A 16,201-nucleotide genomic window follows, 5' to 3' on the forward strand; every position below is an offset into this window, starting at 1 on the left:
CTGGTGAGGTTACCCGCTGGTGGGGCCGCTTGCCGAAGCGGCCGGACGGATCTGTCCGATGATGGCGAGCACCTCCTCGGCCAGCCCTCTGTCACCCGAGGCCACGACCTCGGAGACGGCGGTGGCCAGCGCTCCCGTGATGACCACGACCAGCGCGGCCTCGTCGTCGTCGAACAGGGCGGCGTTGCGCTGCGCCCAGGTGCGCAGCCGGTCGCGCATGACGACCTCGAAGCCGGGCGGGCCGTCACCGCGCATGAACAGGGCGGCGAGCTCGCGCTCCTCCAGACAGCCGTCGAGGTAGGCGCGGGCGGCGCCGACGAAGACCCGCATCGGGTCGTTCTCGCCCGCGGCCCTGGCCTCGCGGGCGGCCTTCTTCGTCCGCTGGGACTGCCTGGCCTGGAACTCCTCGAACAGCGTCTGGTAGAGGTCGGCCTTGCCGGAGAAATGGTGGTAGAGGCTGCCGACGCTCGCCTCGGCCCGGCCCACCACATCGGTCACCCCGGCCTCGGCGAAACCCTTGGAGATGAAGACCTCCCGGGCGGCCTTGAGTAGCGCGCCGCGCGTGGCCGCACCGCGCTCGGAGATGCGTGGTGTGACCGGCTGTTCCACATCGCTGCTCATGGCAGGCACATTATCCTCCGCTGACCGGGGATACAGGGACAACTACCATCGAGGCAGTTGCCCACAAGGAGGTCCCTTCATCATGTCCGATCAGACGTCCGTCCCTCCCGCGTTGGCCACGGGCGAGCACGCCCCTGATCGAAACCTCGCTCTTGAGCTCGTCCGCGTCACCGAGGCCGCCGCGATGGCCGCCGCACGGTGGGTGGGCAGGGGAGACAAGAACGGCGCCGACGGAGCCGCGGTCAACGCGATGCGCCAGTTGATCAACACCGTCTCGATGAACGGGGTGGTGGTCATCGGCGAGGGTGAGAAGGACCATGCCCCGATGCTGTTCAACGGCGAGCAGGTCGGCGACGGCAGCGGCCCCGACTGCGACGTGGCCGTCGACCCGATCGACGGCACCCGGCTGACCGCGCTGGGCATGCCCGACGCGGTGTCGGTGATCGCGGTGAGCGAGCGCGGGTCGATGTACGACCCGTCGGCCGTGTTCTACATGGAGAAGCTGGTCACCGGCCCGCAGGCGGCGGACGTGGTCGACATCGACGCGCCCGTGTCCGCCAACATCAACGCGGTCGCCAGGGCCAAGGGCTGCTCGGCCTCCGACGTCACCGTGATCGTGCTCGACCGTCCCAGGCACGAGCAGCTGGTCAAGGAGATCAGGGCGACCGGGGCGCGGATCAAGTTCATCGTCGACGGTGACGTGGCGGGCGCGATCACGGCGGCGCGCGACGGCACCGGCATCGACCTGATGCTGGGCATCGGCGGCACCCCGGAGGGCATCGTGGCCGCGTGCGCGCTCAAGTGCCTGGGCGGCGTCATCCAGGGCAAGCTGTGGCCGCGCGACGAGGCCGAACGCCGCAAGGCGCTCGACGCCGGGCACGACCTCAACCAGGTGCTCACCACGAACGACCTGGTCAGGTCCGACGACGTGTTCTTCGCGGCGACGGGCATCACCCAGGGCGAGCTCATGCAGGGCGTACGGTTCAGCGGCGGGGTCGCGCGGACCAGCTCGCTGGTGATGCGCGGGCGTTCGGGGACGATCCGCAAGGTCGAAAGCGAGCACCAGCTGTGGAAGCTGCGGGCCTACAGCGCGATCAACTTCGACTCCGCCGGCTGAGCGGCTGAGGGCAGGACGGCCGCGGACCGGTCGCGGGCGGGACGGCCGCGGGCCGGTCGCGGAGGGGCCGGTCAGCGGCGGCGCTTGCGGCGGGGCGGTTCCTTGACCTTGACGTCACCCGCGAAGTTGTTGGTGCGCACCTCGACCACGGGCGCTCCGGGCTCGGTGGGCTGCTTGGTCAGCCGCACGGTCTTGCCCTTGGCGACGCGGACGACCTCGAGGTCGGCCGGCACCTGGATCTCCAGGCCGCCGAAGACCAGCGTGGCGTTGATCACGATGCGGTGGTTCTGCAGGATCGCGTCACGCAGGTCGAGCTTGGTGGTGCCGAACATGGCCGTGACGTCGAGCTCGGCGGGCACCACCCACCGGCCGCCCCGCTCCTGCTGCTTGAAGATCGCCGACACCGGTCGGCCGTCGAGGTTGAGCGGCTGCTGCTCGGCGGGGAGCAGGTCGACGGTGACTCCGGCGAGCTCGCCGAGGGTGCGGGCGGAGTAGACGGTGCCGAGCCGTTCCTCGAGCTCCTCCAGGGTGATGCGGCCGTCGGCGTGGGCGTCCTGCAGCACCTGCGCGATGCGCTCGCGGTCGTCGTCGGAGGCGCGCAGCTCGTGCGGCTGCGGCCCCGCCTGCTTGGGCGTGGATCGACGCGCGGTGACCCACTCCTCGGCCAGTCGCTCTCCGACTTCCTGCAGGCGTGGGAGCCAAGACCCCGGGCGTTCGTTCACACTTCCGACGATATCCGGCAGGCGGGATGTTCGCTCAGGTCTGTTGGACCGTGTCATCCGATTCGTCGGCGCAGGCGGCCAAACCGCGGAATCCGCCGGGCCATTCGCCCGTTGACCGGACAGGACCGGTGGTTCCGGGCACTCTTCCGACCCGTGTGAAGACCGGCCCGCGCGAGCGCGGAGACCGGCCGCAGGGAGGACTCTCCCGGCCCGTACGGAGAGGGGTGGTCGTGCGGCAGGCGGCGCGGTGGGGACTCGGCGCGGTGGGAGCCGGTGTGGTGGTGATCGCCGGTCTCGACCTGGTCAGCCTCGGGGAGATCAATCCGTTGCGGCGGACCATCAGCGAGCACGGCCTCGGCGCGCAGGGGTGGATCTTCGGTTTCGCGGTCGCGTCGCTGGCGGGCGGTTCCGCGGCGATCGGCGTCGCGTTGGCCCAGGTCCGGCTGGCCGGGATCTTCGGCACGTTCGCGCTGATGGCGTGGAGCGCCGGGCTGCTGGTGACAGCCTGGTTTCCCAAGCACGACTGGTCGGTCGGCCCGAGCCTGAGCGGCAGCATCCACCGGGCGGGCAGTCTGGTGGCGTTCCTCAGTCTGCCGCTGGCGGCTCTGGTCATCGCCCGGCCGTGGCGGCACACCGAGGGGCGCGGGCACGCGCTGTTCGCCTTCGGCTTCGGTCTGCTGTCGGTGCTCTGGGTGCTGGGCATCGGCGCGACGGTGCTGGTGGGGACGCGCGCGGGCCTGTCCTGGTGGCAGGTCATGCCGCTCGGCCTGGTCGAACGCGGTCTCGCGGCGACCGAGGTGGCCGCCGTGGTCGCCCTCGGCGTGTGGGGTGCCCGGCACCGGCCGGCGCCTGCTGGCGGAGGCGCCGGTGAAGCGAATAACCTGACCGCGCCTCACGTTTGATTCCCCCCATCTGGAGGCCTCCGTGCCGACCCCGCGTGATCGCCAGGCCCGCATCGCCACGTTCGTCGCCTACGCCGTACAGGGCCTGTCGTTCGCGACACTGCTCACCCAGGTCGCGAACCTGCAGAACAAGCACCATCTCAGCGAAGGGTCCCTGACCCTGCTGCTGCTCATCGTCCCCGTCTTCGCCGGGATCGGCAGCGTGGCCGCGGGCGCGTTCGCCTCGCGCAAGGGCAGTAAACCGCTGCTGCGCGCCGCGCAACCGGCGGTGGCGGCCGGCGTGGTGCTCGCCGGGCTCGCGCCCGACGTCGTGCTGCTCGTGCTCGCGCTGTTGCTCTTCGGGCTGTCGGTCGGCGCCGTCGACGCGGGCATCAACATGCAGGGCGTGACGGTCGAGCGGAGGTACGGGCGGGCGGTGCTGAACGGCTTCCACTGCGTGTGGAGCGTCTTCAGCCTGGCCGGCGCGCTGTGGGCGTCCGCAGCGGCCTCGCTCGACCTGGCCGTGATCATGAGCGCCCCGATGCTGCTGGCGGTAGCGGGCTCGGTCTACGCCGGGCCGCGGCTCTGCACGATCCAGGAGGAGAAGGTCGAGTCCATGCAGGCCGTCGCCGGCCGGTTCCCGTGGAAGCCGATCATCCCGCTCTGCCTGGCGATGGGCTTCCTGTACGTCGGCGACGCCGCGGTCTCCAACTTCAGCACCGTCTTCATGCAGGACGTCCTGCGCGCGGGCGCGAGCGTGGTGCCGCTCGGCTACGCCGCCTACCAGGCCACCACACTGGCCGTACGGCTCGGCGGCGACCTCGCGGTGCGGAGGTACGGCCCGGCCGCCATCGTCAGGATCGGCGGGGCCATCGCGACCCTCGGGTTCCTCGGCATCGTCTTCGCGCCCAGCCAGCCGCTGGCCATCGTGGCGTTCGGGCTCACCGGTGTCGGGCTGTCGGTGGTGGCTCCGCAGTCGTTCTCGGCGGCGGGCAGGCTCGACCCGGCGGGCACCGGGGTGGCGATCGCCCGGGTCAACCTGTTCAACTACGTCGGCTTCATTGTCGGCGCGGCGCTCGTCGGCGGCATCGCGGACGCCGCGGACATGCGGGTGGCGTTCGCCGCGCCGCTCGTGCTGGCAGCCGCGATCATCGTACTGGCCAGGGGTTTCGAGCCGGCGGTCAAGGCCCGAGCATAGCGACGGCAGTGTCCACGGCCGCCGCCACGTCGTGGTCGGGCGGATAGAGCAGCGCCCGGCCGACCACGAGCCCCCGCACGCCGGGCAGCCGCAGCGCCTTGCGCCACGAGGCGTACGCCAGGTCGGGAGTGTCCCCGGGGTCACCGCCGAGCAGCAGGGTGGGCAGCGTGGTGGCCTGCATGATCTGCTGCATGCCGTCGACGACGGGGATCTTCAGCCAGGTGTGGGCCGAGGTCGCGCCGAGGCCCTGGGCCACGTTGATCGCCCGGATCACGCCCTCGGGGGACAGGTCGTGGCCCGCTCTGCCGGACCAGAACGGCTCGATCATCGCGACCAGCCCGCTCTCGGCCAGCTCGGTGATCGCCCGGCCGCACGCCTGCAGCGTCGGGGCGGTGCCGGGCTCGTCGAGGGCGATGCGGCAGAGCATCTTGCCGCCGTCGAGCCGCATCCGCCTGATCGTGCCGGTGTCGTACGCGGTGAACCGGTCGTCGAACTCGAAGACAGCTCCCTGGAGGCCGCCCCGGTTCATCGAGCCGATGACGACGCGGTCATGGAGCGCGCCGAGCAGCAGTAGGTCCTCGACGATGTCGGGGGTGGACAGCAGCCCGTCGACGCCGGGGCGGGACAGCGCGACGGTGAGCCGTTGGAGCAGCTCGACGCGGCTGCCCATGGCCAGCGGGCGGCCTCCCACGGCGAGGGCGCCCCGGGCCGGGTGGTCGGCGGCGATGATCAGCAGCTGGTCGCGCGCGCCGAAGAGCGGCCTGCGCCGCCGGGCCGCGGCCGCCTCGGCGACGCGCTCCGGGAACCTCGCCCTGGTCCCGCGTAGCTCCCGGTAGTCAGCCAACCCTGGGCACCTCGTTCTCGTCGGTCGTACGGACCTCGTGCAGCCGGGCGGGACGGCCCTCGCGGCGGGACAGCTCGGCGGCCTCGGCGATGTAGAGCGCCTCCAGGGCGTCCTCGATCGAGCACAGGCTGCGGTCGCTGCGCAGGAAGCCGTCGATCTCGTCGGTGTAGGCCTGGCGGAAGCGGCTGACGAAGTCGGGCCAGGGCGCCCCGGGCGGCTGCAGCCCCTCGGCCGAGCGCAGCGGGACATGCGGGTCGAGCCCGGCGACCTGGGTGCCCTTGGTGCCCGCCACCTCCATGCGCACGTCGTAGCCGGCGCCGTTGTAGCGGGAGCCCTGCAGCGTGACCAGCGTGCCGTCGTCGAGCGTGAGGACGGCGGCGCTGTTGTCCACGTCGCCGGCCTCGTCGAAGAAGGCGGCGCCCCGGTTGGAGCCGGTCGCGTAGACGGAGACGACCTCGCGGCCGGTCACCCAGCGCAGGATGTCGAAGTCGTGGATGTGGCAGTCGCGGTAGATGCCGCCGGAGAGCCGGATGTACTCGGGCGGCGGAGGCGCCGGATCTGCGGTGATCATGTGTATCCGCTGCAACTCCCCCAGCTCGCCGTCGCGGAGCGCGCGGGCCAGCGCGGCGTACCCGGCGTCGAACCTGCGCTGGAAGCCGATCTGCACCCGGTTGCCCCGGGCCGCCTCCAGCACCTCCCGTGTTCGCTCGACGTCACCGGCCACCGGCTTCTCGCAGAAGGCCGGGATGCCCCTGCGGCAGGCTTCGATCAGCAGCTCGGCGTGCGTGCCGGTCGGGGTGGCGATGACCACGGCGTCGGCGTCGAACGGATCACCCGGCCGGCCGTACGGGGACGTGCGGACGGGATCGGCCACGATCAGCTCGTCCACCAGCGGATGCGCGGCCAGGGTGGCCGCGTGGAACGCGCCGATCCGGCCCAGACCCAGCAGTCCCACACGCATGACGCCTCCAAGGGAAGTGGGCTTTCTTTGTAAGCGAGAATTTCTCCCTCAGTCAATGATTTGTCCAGACATTCTTACCTTTAAGCCTCGGATGGCCTCTGCCGCTCGGTGGGCCGGGAGCCGGGCGAAGCCCACGACCACGGCCGGGCCGCCCTTCGCGAAGCGCATCGGCGCGACCGGCTCGGCGGCCAGCCCCTGCTCCTGGGCCAGCTCGGACACCCGGCTCTCGTCCCAGCCGTCGGGCAGTGCCAGGTGGACGTGCAGGCCCGCCTCGATGCCGTGCGCCCGGACCTCGGGCAGGTGCTCGGCCAGCGCGGCCACCAGGGCGTCGCGGCGGCGATGGTATTCGCGGCGCATCCGGCGCAGGTGCTTGTCGTAGCCGCCGGTGCGCAGGAAGTGGGCCAGCGCGTACTGCTCGACGACCGGGGAGCCGAGGTCGAGCTCGCCGCGCGCCCGGCGCACCGCCTCGGCCAGCTCGGCGGGCGCGGCCACCCAGCCCAGCCGCAGGCCGGGCGCCAGGGCCTTGCTCACGCTGCCCGACAGGATCACCCGGCCGGGGGCCAGCCCCTGGAGGCAGCCGACCGGGTCGCGGTCGAACCGGAACTCGGCGTCGTAGTCGTCCTCCAGCACGAAGCCGCCGGCCGCCTGGGCCCAGGCGATGAGCGCGGCCCGCCGGGCCGGGGAGAGCACCACGCCGGTCGGGTACTGGTGGGCGGGCGTGACGAGCACCCCCTCGGCCCGCCCGCCGCGCAGCGCCGCCACGTCGAGGCCCTGGTCGTCGACCGGCACGGGCAGCAGATGGGCGCCCGCCCGTCGCAGCAGCGGGACCTGGCGATGGCTGGTCGGGTCCTCAACGGCCAGGGTGTACCGCCCGGCTCCGGTCCGCTGGGTGAGGACGTGCAGGACCAGGCTGAGACCCTGCGCCACGCCGCCCACGATCACCAGGTTCTCCGGGGCCACGTCGGCGGCGCGCACCCGTCTGAGATAGCCGGCCAGCTCTTCGCGCAGCTCCGGGACACCACCCGGGTCGCCGTAGTCGAGCGCGTCGGAGGGCATGGTGGTGAGGACGTGCCTGACGGAGGCCAGCCAGCGTTCGCGCGGGAAGTGGCCCAGGTCGGGAGAGGTGGGACGGTGGCCGTAGTAGGGGCCGGGGCCCTCGGGCGCCGACGGGGCCGGCGGAGCCGGGTGGCGGGCGGCGGCGGGGGCCACCCGGGTGCCGGAGCCGACGCGGGAGATCAGAAAGCCTTCGGCCACCAGTTGTTCGTACGCCTCCACGACGACCCCGCGCGAGACCGCCAGGTCGGCCGCCAGGTCGCGGCTGGCGGGCAGGCGGATGCCGGGAGTGAGGCGCCCGCGCCGGATGGCTTCGCGCAGCTGGGTGGCGATCTGCGCGGCGATGCCCCCTTCGGCAGGATTGATCGACACATGAAGGTCGGCCACATTGGTCCTCTCACATGTCGGCTGATTGGACTGTTTAGCAGAACCATTGTCTCCCTACCATCCGTTCCATGAGAAACGGCGTTACCGGCGCGGCCAGCGCCATGTTCATCGTGGGGACGCTGGCCGGCGTGTCCGGACTGATCGCGGACTACCCCCTCTACGGCGGGCAGGCCGTGCGCTACCTGGTGGCGGCGGTCATCCTGCTCATCGTGACCTGGGCGATGGGCCTGCGGTTCGTCCGGCTCACCGCCAAGGAGTGGGCGCTGCTCGGCGGGCTGGCCATGCTCGGACTGGTCATCTTCAACGTGTGCGTCATCGAGTCGACCCGCGCCTCGGGCCCCGCGCTGGTCGGCACCGTGCTCGGCACCGTGCCGCTGGCCCTCGCGCTGGCCGGTGGCCGGCCCTCACCCCGGCTGCTCGCCGGGGCCGGCGTGGTGGTGACCGGCGCGACGCTCGCCACCGGGCTCGGCAGCGGCAACCTGCCCGGTCTGCTGTGGGCGCTCGGCGCGCTGGCCGGGGAGATCAGCTTCTCGCTGCTGGCCATCCCGCTGCTGCCCAAGCTGGGGGCGATCCGGGTGAGCGCCTACTCGACGATGCTGGCGGTGCCCATGCTGGCCCTGATCGGACTGGTCAGAGAAGGCACCGGAATGCTGCGGGCGCCGACGGCGGCCGAGGCGCTCGGGTTCGGCTACCTGGCGACGGTGGTGACGGTGCTGGCGTTCTTCCTCTGGTACACCTCGCTGCCCAAGCTCGGGCCCGGCCGGGCGGGGCTGTTCGCCGGGCTCATCCCGGTCGGCGCGATCGTCACGGGGCTGGTGCTGGGCGTCGCCACGCCCTCCGGCTACGACCTGCTCGGCGCGGGCCTGGTGATCGCGGGCATCGTGGTGGGTCTCACCGCCGACCGCACCCCCGAGCCGGTCCGGCTCACCGCCGACGCCACCTGACAGACCGCCCATACCGTACGCCCCCATGGCACGAACGCGGGCGGCCGTGGGCGTACCCTTTGGGCAATCGAAAGGATGGTCATGGCCGAGTTCGACTACACCGACCTGCTTCCGCTGGGCGCCGACGAGACCGCATACCGGCTGATCACATCGGAGGGGGTGCGGAGAGTCGAGGCAGCGGGCCGTACGTTCCTGGAGGTCGACCCCGAGGCGTTGCGGCTGCTCACCGAGACGGCCGTGCACGACATCTCGCACTACCTGCGGCCATCGCACCTGGCCCAGCTCCGCAAGATCATCGATGACCCCGAGTCCAGCGGCAACGACCGGTTCGTCGCGCTCGACCTGCTCAAGAACGCCTCCATCTCGGCCGGCGGCGTGCTGCCCATGTGCCAGGACACCGGCACCGCGATCGTCATGGGCAAGCGCGGCCGCCACGTGCTGACCGACGGCCGCGACGCCGAGCACATCTCGCGCGGCGTCTACGACGCCTACACCAAGCTCAACCTCCGCTACTCCCAGATGGCCCCGCTGACCATGTGGGAGGAGAAGAACACCGGCGACAACCTGCCGGCCCAGATCGAGCTCTACGCCGAAGACCCCTTCGGCCACGCCGACGAGTACAAACTGCTGTTCATGGCCAAGGGCGGCGGCTCGGCCAACAAGTCGTTCCTCTACCAGGAGACCAAGGCGGTGCTCAACGAGAAGCGCATGCTGGCCTTCCTGGAGGAGAAGATCCGCTCGCTCGGCACCGCCGCCTGCCCGCCGTACCATCTGGCGATCGTCGTGGGCGGCACCTCGGCCGAGTACGCCCTCAAGACCGCCAAGTACGCCAGCGCCCGCTACCTCGACTCGATCCCCACCGAGGGGTCGCCGGCCGGGCACGGCTTCCGTGACCTGGAGCTCGAGGCGAAGGTCTTCGAGCTGACCCAGAAGCTCGGCATCGGCGCGCAGTTCGGCGGCAAGTACTTCTGCCACGACGTCCGCGTCATCCGGCTCCCCCGGCACGGCGCCTCCTGCCCGGTGGCCATCGCCGTCTCCTGCTCGGCCGACCGGCAGGCCCTGGCCAAGATCACCCCTGAGGGCGTCTTCCTGGAGCAGTTGGAGACCGACCCGGCCCGCTTCCTGCCCGACACCACCGACGAGCACCTCTCGGACGACGTCGTCTCGGTCGACCTCAACCGCCCGATGCCCGAGATCCTGGCCGAGCTGACGAAATATCCGGTCAAGACGCGGCTCTCCCTGACCGGCCCCCTGGTGGTCGCCCGCGACATCGCGCACGCGAAGATCGCCGAGTTGCTCGACGACGGCGGCGAGATGCCGCAGTACCTGAAGGACCACGCGGTCTACTACGCCGGCCCGGCCAAGACGCCCGAGGGCTACGCCTCCGGCTCGTTCGGGCCCACGACCGCCGGACGCATGGACTCCTACGTCGAACGCTTCCAGTCGGCGGGCGGCTCGATGGTGATGCTGGCCAAGGGCAACAGGTCGAAGCAGGTCACGGACGCGTGCCAGAAGTACGGCGGGTTCTACCTGGGCTCCATCGGCGGCCCGGCGGCCCGGCTGGCACAGGACTGCATCAAGAAGGTCGAGGTCCTGGAGTATCCCGAGCTGGGCATGGAAGCGGTCTGGAAGATCGAGGTCGAGGACTTCCCCGCGTTCATCGTCGTGGACGACAAGGGCGATGACTTTTTTGACCAACGGCAACTAGACGGTGGAGCCACCTTCGTAGGCATCCCAACACGCTCGCCCAGGCTGTAGACCCTCGACACCTAGCTCGAAGCTCCAGACTGTGGTCCGGGCTGATCAGTTGCTGTCAGCACCAGGCTGGCGTTGTGCAGGTCTGACGACCTACCGTCCTCTGCCCCAACGGGCGAGAGCACAGTTGCGTCCACGGAAGTGGTGTACGGGTTTGAACCCGTACGTCACCTTGAGCCCGAGAGGGAAGACCGATGTGACATGAGGGCGGCCACTCCGCGATCCTTCACAGCTGTCGAAGGCATTCGAAGGAGAACGAGAAGTGGCCGCTATGGACATTCGCCTGCTGAGGGTGCGCGGTTCGACGAGACCTTGGCGCAGGCCTCGCCGGATGTGTTGCGTGCGATGGTGGTGCGGATGGTGCAGATGATGATGGATGCTGAGGTCGAGCAGCGCTGTGGCGCCGGCTACAGAAGTGTCGGCGACGCACACAACCCCGTGAGTGGGACACCCGTGCCGAGGCCGTGGAGCCGGCGATCGCGATGTTGCGGACCGGCTCGTACGACCCCGAGTGGCTGCTGGAGCGGCAGCGGCGGGCTGAGCGTGCGCTTGAACAGGCATCAGATCGCAGAGTGGCTTATTCTCACACACGATCTTGGATGCGGCTCTTTGCCATCTCGGTAAGCCGCTCCAATGGAATGGCGCTCCCATCATCCCCAGACGGGGTGTCGAAGTCGGTCCTATAGTAGTCCGGATCATCCAGCTGAAGATTATTGACCTGAATGACTTCCTTCAGGTCCAAGAACTCGACCACGACACTCTCTTTGGACCACTCAACCAAGTCCCGGAAGACCACAACGCGAATGTTGTGCTTCTTGAGAAAGGCCCGCTTCTGGTCGTCGTCTTTCTCTGCCCATACCCCGAGCATCGAACGTGAGGGGGTGGACCTGACCGCCTTTCGCTCGTCGGTGGTGAAACGAACGACCATCTGGTTCCACTCCTCAGAAGTCATGATCGGATTGGATGAGATCATGACCGGGTTGCCCTCCTCGTCCTCCACCTGCTCACCCTTGTAGGTGAAGAACCCCGCAGCGGTGGGGTTGGTGACAATGGCAACGATCGTGGCTGAAGTCCACTGGATTCCCCGAGGTGGCTTCCCCGACTTGATGCGCAGGTAATCCCGCCATGTCGACACCTTGCGTCTGTTGAGGTCCACGGCGATCCGGTAGGCCGACCAATCGGTCTTCACCCTGTCCACAATCTCCCTGAGCAGAGCCGAATACTCGGGATCTTGGGCTAGCTTCTTACCCTTGCCCGCCGTACTTTCCGTGAACTGGTACCCGAACGGAAGCACCCGGTCCACACACCCATCTCCAGACGAGTCTGCGCGCTGGCCTGGATCCGGGCACGGATCGTGTTCAGTCCCCCCTCCGCGAACGCCGCGATGATCTGAGCGAACATCTTCCCCATGGGGGTGGACATGTCGATGCCCTCAGTCACAGAGACGATCGTCTTGCCGCGCTTCTCGCACCACTCGACCAGTTCGGCGAAGTGCTTCGAGCGACAGGTAAGCCTGTCGATCTTGAGAACGGCGATGACATCGAACTCGCTTTCCCGCCTGGTAAGCCATGAACCGAGCTTCGGTCGCTTGAACGGGTCGAGGCCGCCCGACACGTCCAGGTCCTCAGCCCACCCGATCACGGTTCCGCTGACATGGGGGGCGTTGGCCCAGTGCTGGATCGCGTCTCGCTGACGTTCGGAAGCTGTGCTGGCATCGGTGGTGACGCTGAGTCTGATCACGCCAAGCACGCGGGGCGTCTCGATCATGCATGTGATCGCAAATTGGTACCGTTAGACAAACAAGCGATAAGGCTTCTTCACTGACACCGTTGGCGCTGAGCATCGGCCGCCGCTAGGCGGGCGGCCGCGAAGGTGCCGGACGGGCGCTCCCGCCGCTCGGCACCACCTGTCGGGGGCTCAGGCGGCGACGGGCGCCCGGTGGGGGGCGACGATCCGGCCATCGGGCAGCAGCAGGCCGGTGTCCTCGAACAGCACCACGCCGTTGCAGAGCAGGCTCCACCCCTGGTCGGGGTGGGCCGAGATCACGTGCGACGCCTCACGGTCGGGCGAGTCGGCACTGGGGCAAAGGGGGAAGTGACTGCACATGGTGCACCTCTCAGATGACGCTCCTGTTGCGCGGGTTTCAGAAGGCGGTACTTTCCGGACCTCTTCACCGGGCTTACTTACGGGCGCCCTCACTCTGCCCCCGGCCCCTTACGGCACCCTTACAACCTGCTGACGCCTTCCGGAGAGTTCTTGTCAGCAACCAGGCCTGACACCTGCGAAGCACTTACTGGGCAACACACGCCTTTCCGTACGGAGTGAGCGGACAGCGCACACAATGCGGTGAGCTGCGCGAACACGTCCGCATTCGGGATCCGGCAATGTCCGGGCTCCCCGCCCGTCGGCCGGCGGCACGGACGCGAGCCCCGGACGGGCCAGTACGGGGCGGCACCCGAAGCGGCGCGCAAGCCCGTGGCGGCCGGAGGTCCCGTCGAGTCCGAGCCGTCGCGTCAGGCTCCGGGTCAGACGCCGGAGCGGCCTCCTCGGATGGCGACCATGATCGACCGGTCCGTCGCCCGGACCCGGCATCGACCAGCACTTCCACGGCCTCACCGGCCCTGAAGGCGGCATGCCGGCCGCCGCTCCGACGGCGGAAAGCCGGGGTCGGCCGGCCTGATATGACCGTCGCTTTACTGACGCGCCGAGTCAGGCGGGTTGACTCAGAATCGCAACATTTTATCGGCCACGCCTCTACTGGTCGGTTTACACAAATAGGTAAGCTGCCAGGCATGCGTGCGCCCTCCGGTTACCTCCTCGCCGCGCGCTACCGGCTTCTGGAGCCGGTCGGACGCGGCGGCATGGGCACCGTCTGGCGGGCGCACGACGAGTTGCTCGACCGTCATGTGGCGGTCAAGGAGGTGCGCCTGCCGGCCGTGCTCGACGAGGAGCTGCGGGCCGAGCTGTGCGCGCGCACCGAGCGTGAGGGCAGGGCGACCGCGATGGTCGCGCACCCGTCGGTCATCACCGTGTTCGACGTGGTCACCGAGGACGACCGCCCGTGGATCGTGATGGAGCTGCTCCAGGCCAGGTCACTCGAGCAGCTCGTGCAGCAGAACGGACCGCTCCACCCCCGCCAGGCGGCGGAGATCGGCCGGCAGATCCTCGGCGCGCTGCGCGCCGTCCACGCCAAGGGCATCCTGCACCGCGACGTGAAGCCCAGCAACGTGCTGGTGACCGAGGATCGCGCGGTGCTCACCGACTTCGGTCTGGCCGCGTTGGAGGGTGACGTCTCCATCACCCAGGCGGGCATCGTGCTCGGCTCCGCCGGCTACATCGCGCCAGAGCGGGTGCTCGGCTCGAAGGCGAGCCCCGCCGGCGACCTGTGGTCGCTCGGCGCGACGCTCTACACGGCCGTCGAGGGCAGGGGCCTGCACGGCCGCCGCACGGCCGCCGCCGCGCTGGCCGCGCTCACCAGCGGCGAGCCGATCCCGATGACCAAGGCGGGCCCGCTGGCCCCGGTGCTCGACGCGCTGCTCCGCATCGACCCGCAGACCAGGCTCGACTCCGTACGAGCCTCGCTGATGCTGGCGCGCGTGGCGGCGGGCGGCTCGGCCGAGGAGCCACTGGCCGCGCGGCGGCCCGTACGCTCACCGGCCGCTCCCCCGACGCCCGCGTTCGCCCGCAGATCGACGCATCGCGGTCTGCATCGGGCCGAGCCGGTGGCGGTCACCGTGCCCGCGCCCCGGCAGGAGCGCAAGGCCGGCGAGGGAGTGCACCGGAAACGAGTCGAAGCACGACCGGCGCCTTCCGCTTATGCCCGTTTCAAGACGACGGTGATAAAGTTGTGCCTCCCTCGACGGTTCTGGCCAAGAGAACTTCGCAAGCGAGGCTAAAGCACTTCCCAAGCGAGAATCGATATCTTCTTTTCATGCCGGAACAGCAGACACGCCTGCTCGCAGAGCGCTACGAGCTGATCTCGCCGCTCGGCCGCGGCACCATGGGCACCGTGTGGCGGGCCCGTGACCGTGCTCTGGGGCGCGAGGTGGCTGTCAAGGAGATCCGCCAGGACTCCGGGCTCACCGAAGAACAACGCGCCGAGCTGCGCGAACGCATGGTCCGCGAGGGGCGCATCGCCTCCCGGATCAACCATCCGGCCGTGGCCTCGATCCATGACGTGCTCATCCACGGCAACAGCCCGTGGATCATCATGGAGCTCATCGAGGGCCGTTCGCTGGAACAGGTGATCGACGAGGAGGGTCCGCTGCCGCCCCGGCTGGTGGCCGAGATCGGCGTCGACCTGCTGGGCGCGCTGCGCGCCGCGCACGCTCAGGGCATCACGCACCGCGACGTCAAACCGGGCAACGTGCTGATCACCCAGAACGGCCGCGTCGTGCTGACCGACTTCGGCATCGCCAAGGCCGAGGGCGACCCCAAGCTCACCAAGACCGGCATGGTGATCGGGTCTCCCGGCTACACCGCCCCGGAACGTGCCAGGGGCGAATACACCGGCCCCGAGTCCGACATCTGGTCGCTCGGCGCCACGCTCTACTTCGCCGTGGAAGGGCGTCCCGCCTACGAGCGGGCCACGATCGCCGAGACGCTGGCGGCCCTGCTCAGCGAGACGGCCGATCCGCCGACCCAGGCCGGTCAGCTCCGGCCGGTGCTCGTCGGGCTGCTCAACAAGGACTACCAGCAGCGACTGTCCGCGGCGAAGGCGGAGACGCTGCTCCGGATGGTCGCCGACACGCCCACCAACGAGATGCCGGCGATCACGGCGGAGGCCTTGACCGCTCGGGAGGCCGCCGTGCCCCATGCCCAGCCGCCCTTCCAGGGAGCGCGCTCCGCGTTCGACCAGGCGCCCAGCGCGTTCGGTCCGGGCACCGGGCCCGGCTCGCCGTACGAACAGGTGCGTGGTGAGCCCGCCCATGGCCGCGGCTCCGCGTCCGGCGCGCACGCCCCCGGTCCACACGCCCCCGGTCCGCAGGCGCCAGGTCCGCACGGACCTGGCGCGCACGGTCCCGGTCCGCAGGCGCCAGGTCCGCGCGGGCCCGGCGCGCAGGGGCCGGGTGCCGACGCCGCCTACGGCCGTGGCCCGGCGGGTCCGCAGGGTTCCCCGCAAGGACCCGGCCCGCAGGAGCCGCGAGGGCGAGGCCCGCAGCAGTTCGGGCAGCAGGCGGACACGGCCGGCCCGCGCGGGCCCGGCACGGTCCCGCGGCCCACGCAGGGCGGAGCCGCTCCCGGGCCCCAGGCTCAGGGCGGTCACGATCCCGAGCGGACCGTCAGCATGATGCGGCCCAAGACGCCGCTGCCGCAGAGCCCCGCTCCCGGCTGGCCGGGCGACGAGGGCGCGGTCACCACCCGGCGCGTGCAGCAGCCCAAACCCCACAACAACTCGCCGGGACAGCAGGTCTACCCGCTGCCCTCGCCACCGATGTCGCCGGCGGGGCCGCAGCAGATCCCGGCCCCGCCGCCCTCGCGCGAGGAGGATCGCGCCCAGGGGCTCGGCACCGACCTGTTCTCGATCGTCGGGCCCGAGCAGCCGTCGAGCGGCAACCGCACCGGGATGCTCATCCTGATGGCCGTGGCCGCGGCGGCCGCCGTGGTGATCGCCATTCTGATCGTGGCGGTGCTGTCGGGCTGACCTGGCGGGGCCGGTGCGCGAGCCGATCCGGCGGGCTCGGGCCGAGCTGATCCGGCACCCGTGGGTCAGACTGG

15 protein-coding genes and 1 pseudogene are annotated in these 16,201 nt (G+C 70.3%); 8 read left to right on the forward strand and 8 right to left on the reverse strand.

Annotation, left to right across the window (positions count from 1 at the left end; genetic code table 11):
- Window positions 1-9 precede the first annotated feature (9 nt).
- Entirely contained in the window at window positions 10-621 is a 612-nt protein-coding gene (locus tag AC5L3X_RS15645; RefSeq protein ID WP_494857581.1) for a TetR/AcrR family transcriptional regulator, read from the reverse strand.
- A gap of 82 nt (window positions 622-703) precedes the next feature.
- Here AC5L3X_RS15645 and glpX point away from each other — a divergent pair, with 82 nt between their 5' ends.
- A complete protein-coding gene (gene glpX, locus AC5L3X_RS15650) occupies window positions 704-1,738 on the forward strand; it encodes a class II fructose-bisphosphatase (RefSeq protein ID WP_189124163.1) in 1,035 nt (344 codons plus the stop codon).
- Window positions 1,739-1,809: 71 nt separating this feature from the next.
- On the opposite strand, the gene AC5L3X_RS15655 is transcribed toward glpX, so the two are convergent.
- Window positions 1,810-2,460: a DUF1707 SHOCT-like domain-containing protein gene (locus tag AC5L3X_RS15655; RefSeq protein ID WP_494857582.1), complete on the reverse strand. Its 651-nt coding sequence runs from the start codon at window positions 2,458-2,460 to the stop codon at window positions 1,810-1,812.
- A gap of 155 nt (window positions 2,461-2,615) precedes the next feature.
- Here AC5L3X_RS15655 and AC5L3X_RS15660 point away from each other — a divergent pair, with 155 nt between their 5' ends.
- Window positions 2,616-3,362 carry a DUF998 domain-containing protein gene (locus AC5L3X_RS15660; RefSeq protein ID WP_494857583.1) on the forward strand — a complete coding sequence of 249 codons (747 nt, stop codon included), beginning with the start codon at window positions 2,616-2,618 and terminating at the stop codon, window positions 3,360-3,362.
- Window positions 3,363-3,384: 22 nt separating this feature from the next.
- A complete protein-coding gene (locus tag AC5L3X_RS15665; protein WP_494857584.1) occupies window positions 3,385-4,539 on the forward strand; it encodes an MFS transporter in 1,155 nt (384 codons plus the stop codon).
- Here AC5L3X_RS15665 and AC5L3X_RS15670 read toward each other — a convergent pair.
- Genes AC5L3X_RS15670 through pdxR form a run of 3 tightly spaced genes read right to left on the reverse strand, consistent with a single transcriptional unit; the run spans window position 4,523 to window position 7,784 of the window.
- The gene (locus AC5L3X_RS15670) at window positions 4,523-5,383 is read right to left on the reverse strand and encodes a Cgl0159 family (beta/alpha)8-fold protein (RefSeq protein WP_494857585.1); all 861 of its coding nucleotides are present in this window, start codon (window positions 5,381-5,383) and stop codon (window positions 4,523-4,525) included. The genes AC5L3X_RS15665 and AC5L3X_RS15670 overlap by 17 nt on opposite strands.
- Entirely contained in the window at window positions 5,376-6,344 is a 969-nt protein-coding gene (locus tag AC5L3X_RS15675; RefSeq protein ID WP_494857586.1) for a Gfo/Idh/MocA family protein, read from the reverse strand. Before AC5L3X_RS15675 ends, AC5L3X_RS15670 begins: the two co-directional genes overlap by 8 nt.
- A 48-nt stretch (window positions 6,345-6,392) precedes the next feature.
- Entirely contained in the window at window positions 6,393-7,784 is a 1,392-nt protein-coding gene (pdxR, locus tag AC5L3X_RS15680; RefSeq protein ID WP_494857587.1) for a MocR-like pyridoxine biosynthesis transcription factor PdxR, read from the reverse strand.
- A gap of 68 nt (window positions 7,785-7,852) precedes the next feature.
- On the opposite strand from pdxR, the gene AC5L3X_RS15685 reads away from it, so the two are divergent.
- The 3 genes and pseudogenes from AC5L3X_RS15685 to AC5L3X_RS15695 all read left to right on the forward strand — a co-directional run.
- Window positions 7,853-8,728: a DMT family transporter gene (locus AC5L3X_RS15685; protein WP_494857588.1), complete on the forward strand. Its 876-nt coding sequence runs from the start codon at window positions 7,853-7,855 to the stop codon at window positions 8,726-8,728.
- An 81-nt stretch (window positions 8,729-8,809) separates the two neighbouring features.
- Window positions 8,810-10,486 carry a fumarate hydratase gene (locus tag AC5L3X_RS15690; RefSeq protein ID WP_494857589.1) on the forward strand — a complete coding sequence of 559 codons (1,677 nt, stop codon included), beginning with the start codon at window positions 8,810-8,812 and terminating at the stop codon, window positions 10,484-10,486.
- Window positions 10,487-10,726: 240 nt separating this feature from the next.
- Window positions 10,727-11,034 (forward strand): annotated as a pseudogene (locus tag AC5L3X_RS15695) (transposase); the annotation flags it as partial.
- Between the two features lie 32 nt (window positions 11,035-11,066).
- Here the strand turns inward: AC5L3X_RS15695 and AC5L3X_RS15700 are convergent.
- From AC5L3X_RS15700 to AC5L3X_RS15710, 3 genes are all read right to left on the reverse strand, one after another.
- Window positions 11,067-11,786, reverse strand: coding sequence for a recombinase family protein (locus AC5L3X_RS15700; RefSeq protein WP_494857590.1), 720 nt, complete (start codon window positions 11,784-11,786; stop codon window positions 11,067-11,069).
- The gene (locus AC5L3X_RS15705) at window positions 11,720-12,250 is read right to left on the reverse strand and encodes a recombinase family protein (protein ID WP_494857591.1); all 531 of its coding nucleotides are present in this window, start codon (window positions 12,248-12,250) and stop codon (window positions 11,720-11,722) included. Before AC5L3X_RS15705 ends, AC5L3X_RS15700 begins: the two co-directional genes overlap by 67 nt.
- A 150-nt stretch (window positions 12,251-12,400) precedes the next feature.
- Window positions 12,401-12,589, reverse strand: coding sequence for a DUF5999 family protein (locus tag AC5L3X_RS15710; RefSeq protein WP_494857592.1), 189 nt, complete (start codon window positions 12,587-12,589; stop codon window positions 12,401-12,403).
- Window positions 12,590-13,275: 686 nt separating this feature from the next.
- Between AC5L3X_RS15710 and AC5L3X_RS15715 the strand changes: the two genes are divergently transcribed.
- Window positions 13,276-14,379 carry a serine/threonine-protein kinase gene (locus AC5L3X_RS15715; RefSeq protein ID WP_494857593.1) on the forward strand — a complete coding sequence of 368 codons (1,104 nt, stop codon included), beginning with the start codon at window positions 13,276-13,278 and terminating at the stop codon, window positions 14,377-14,379.
- Window positions 14,380-14,414: 35 nt separating this feature from the next.
- Complete coding sequence (locus tag AC5L3X_RS15720) at window positions 14,415-16,127, forward strand: serine/threonine-protein kinase (protein ID WP_494857594.1); 1,713 nt, start codon at window positions 14,415-14,417, stop codon at window positions 16,125-16,127.
- The last annotated feature ends 74 nt before the right edge of the window (window positions 16,128-16,201 follow it).

Source organism: Nonomuraea sp. CX421, assembly GCF_059358955.1.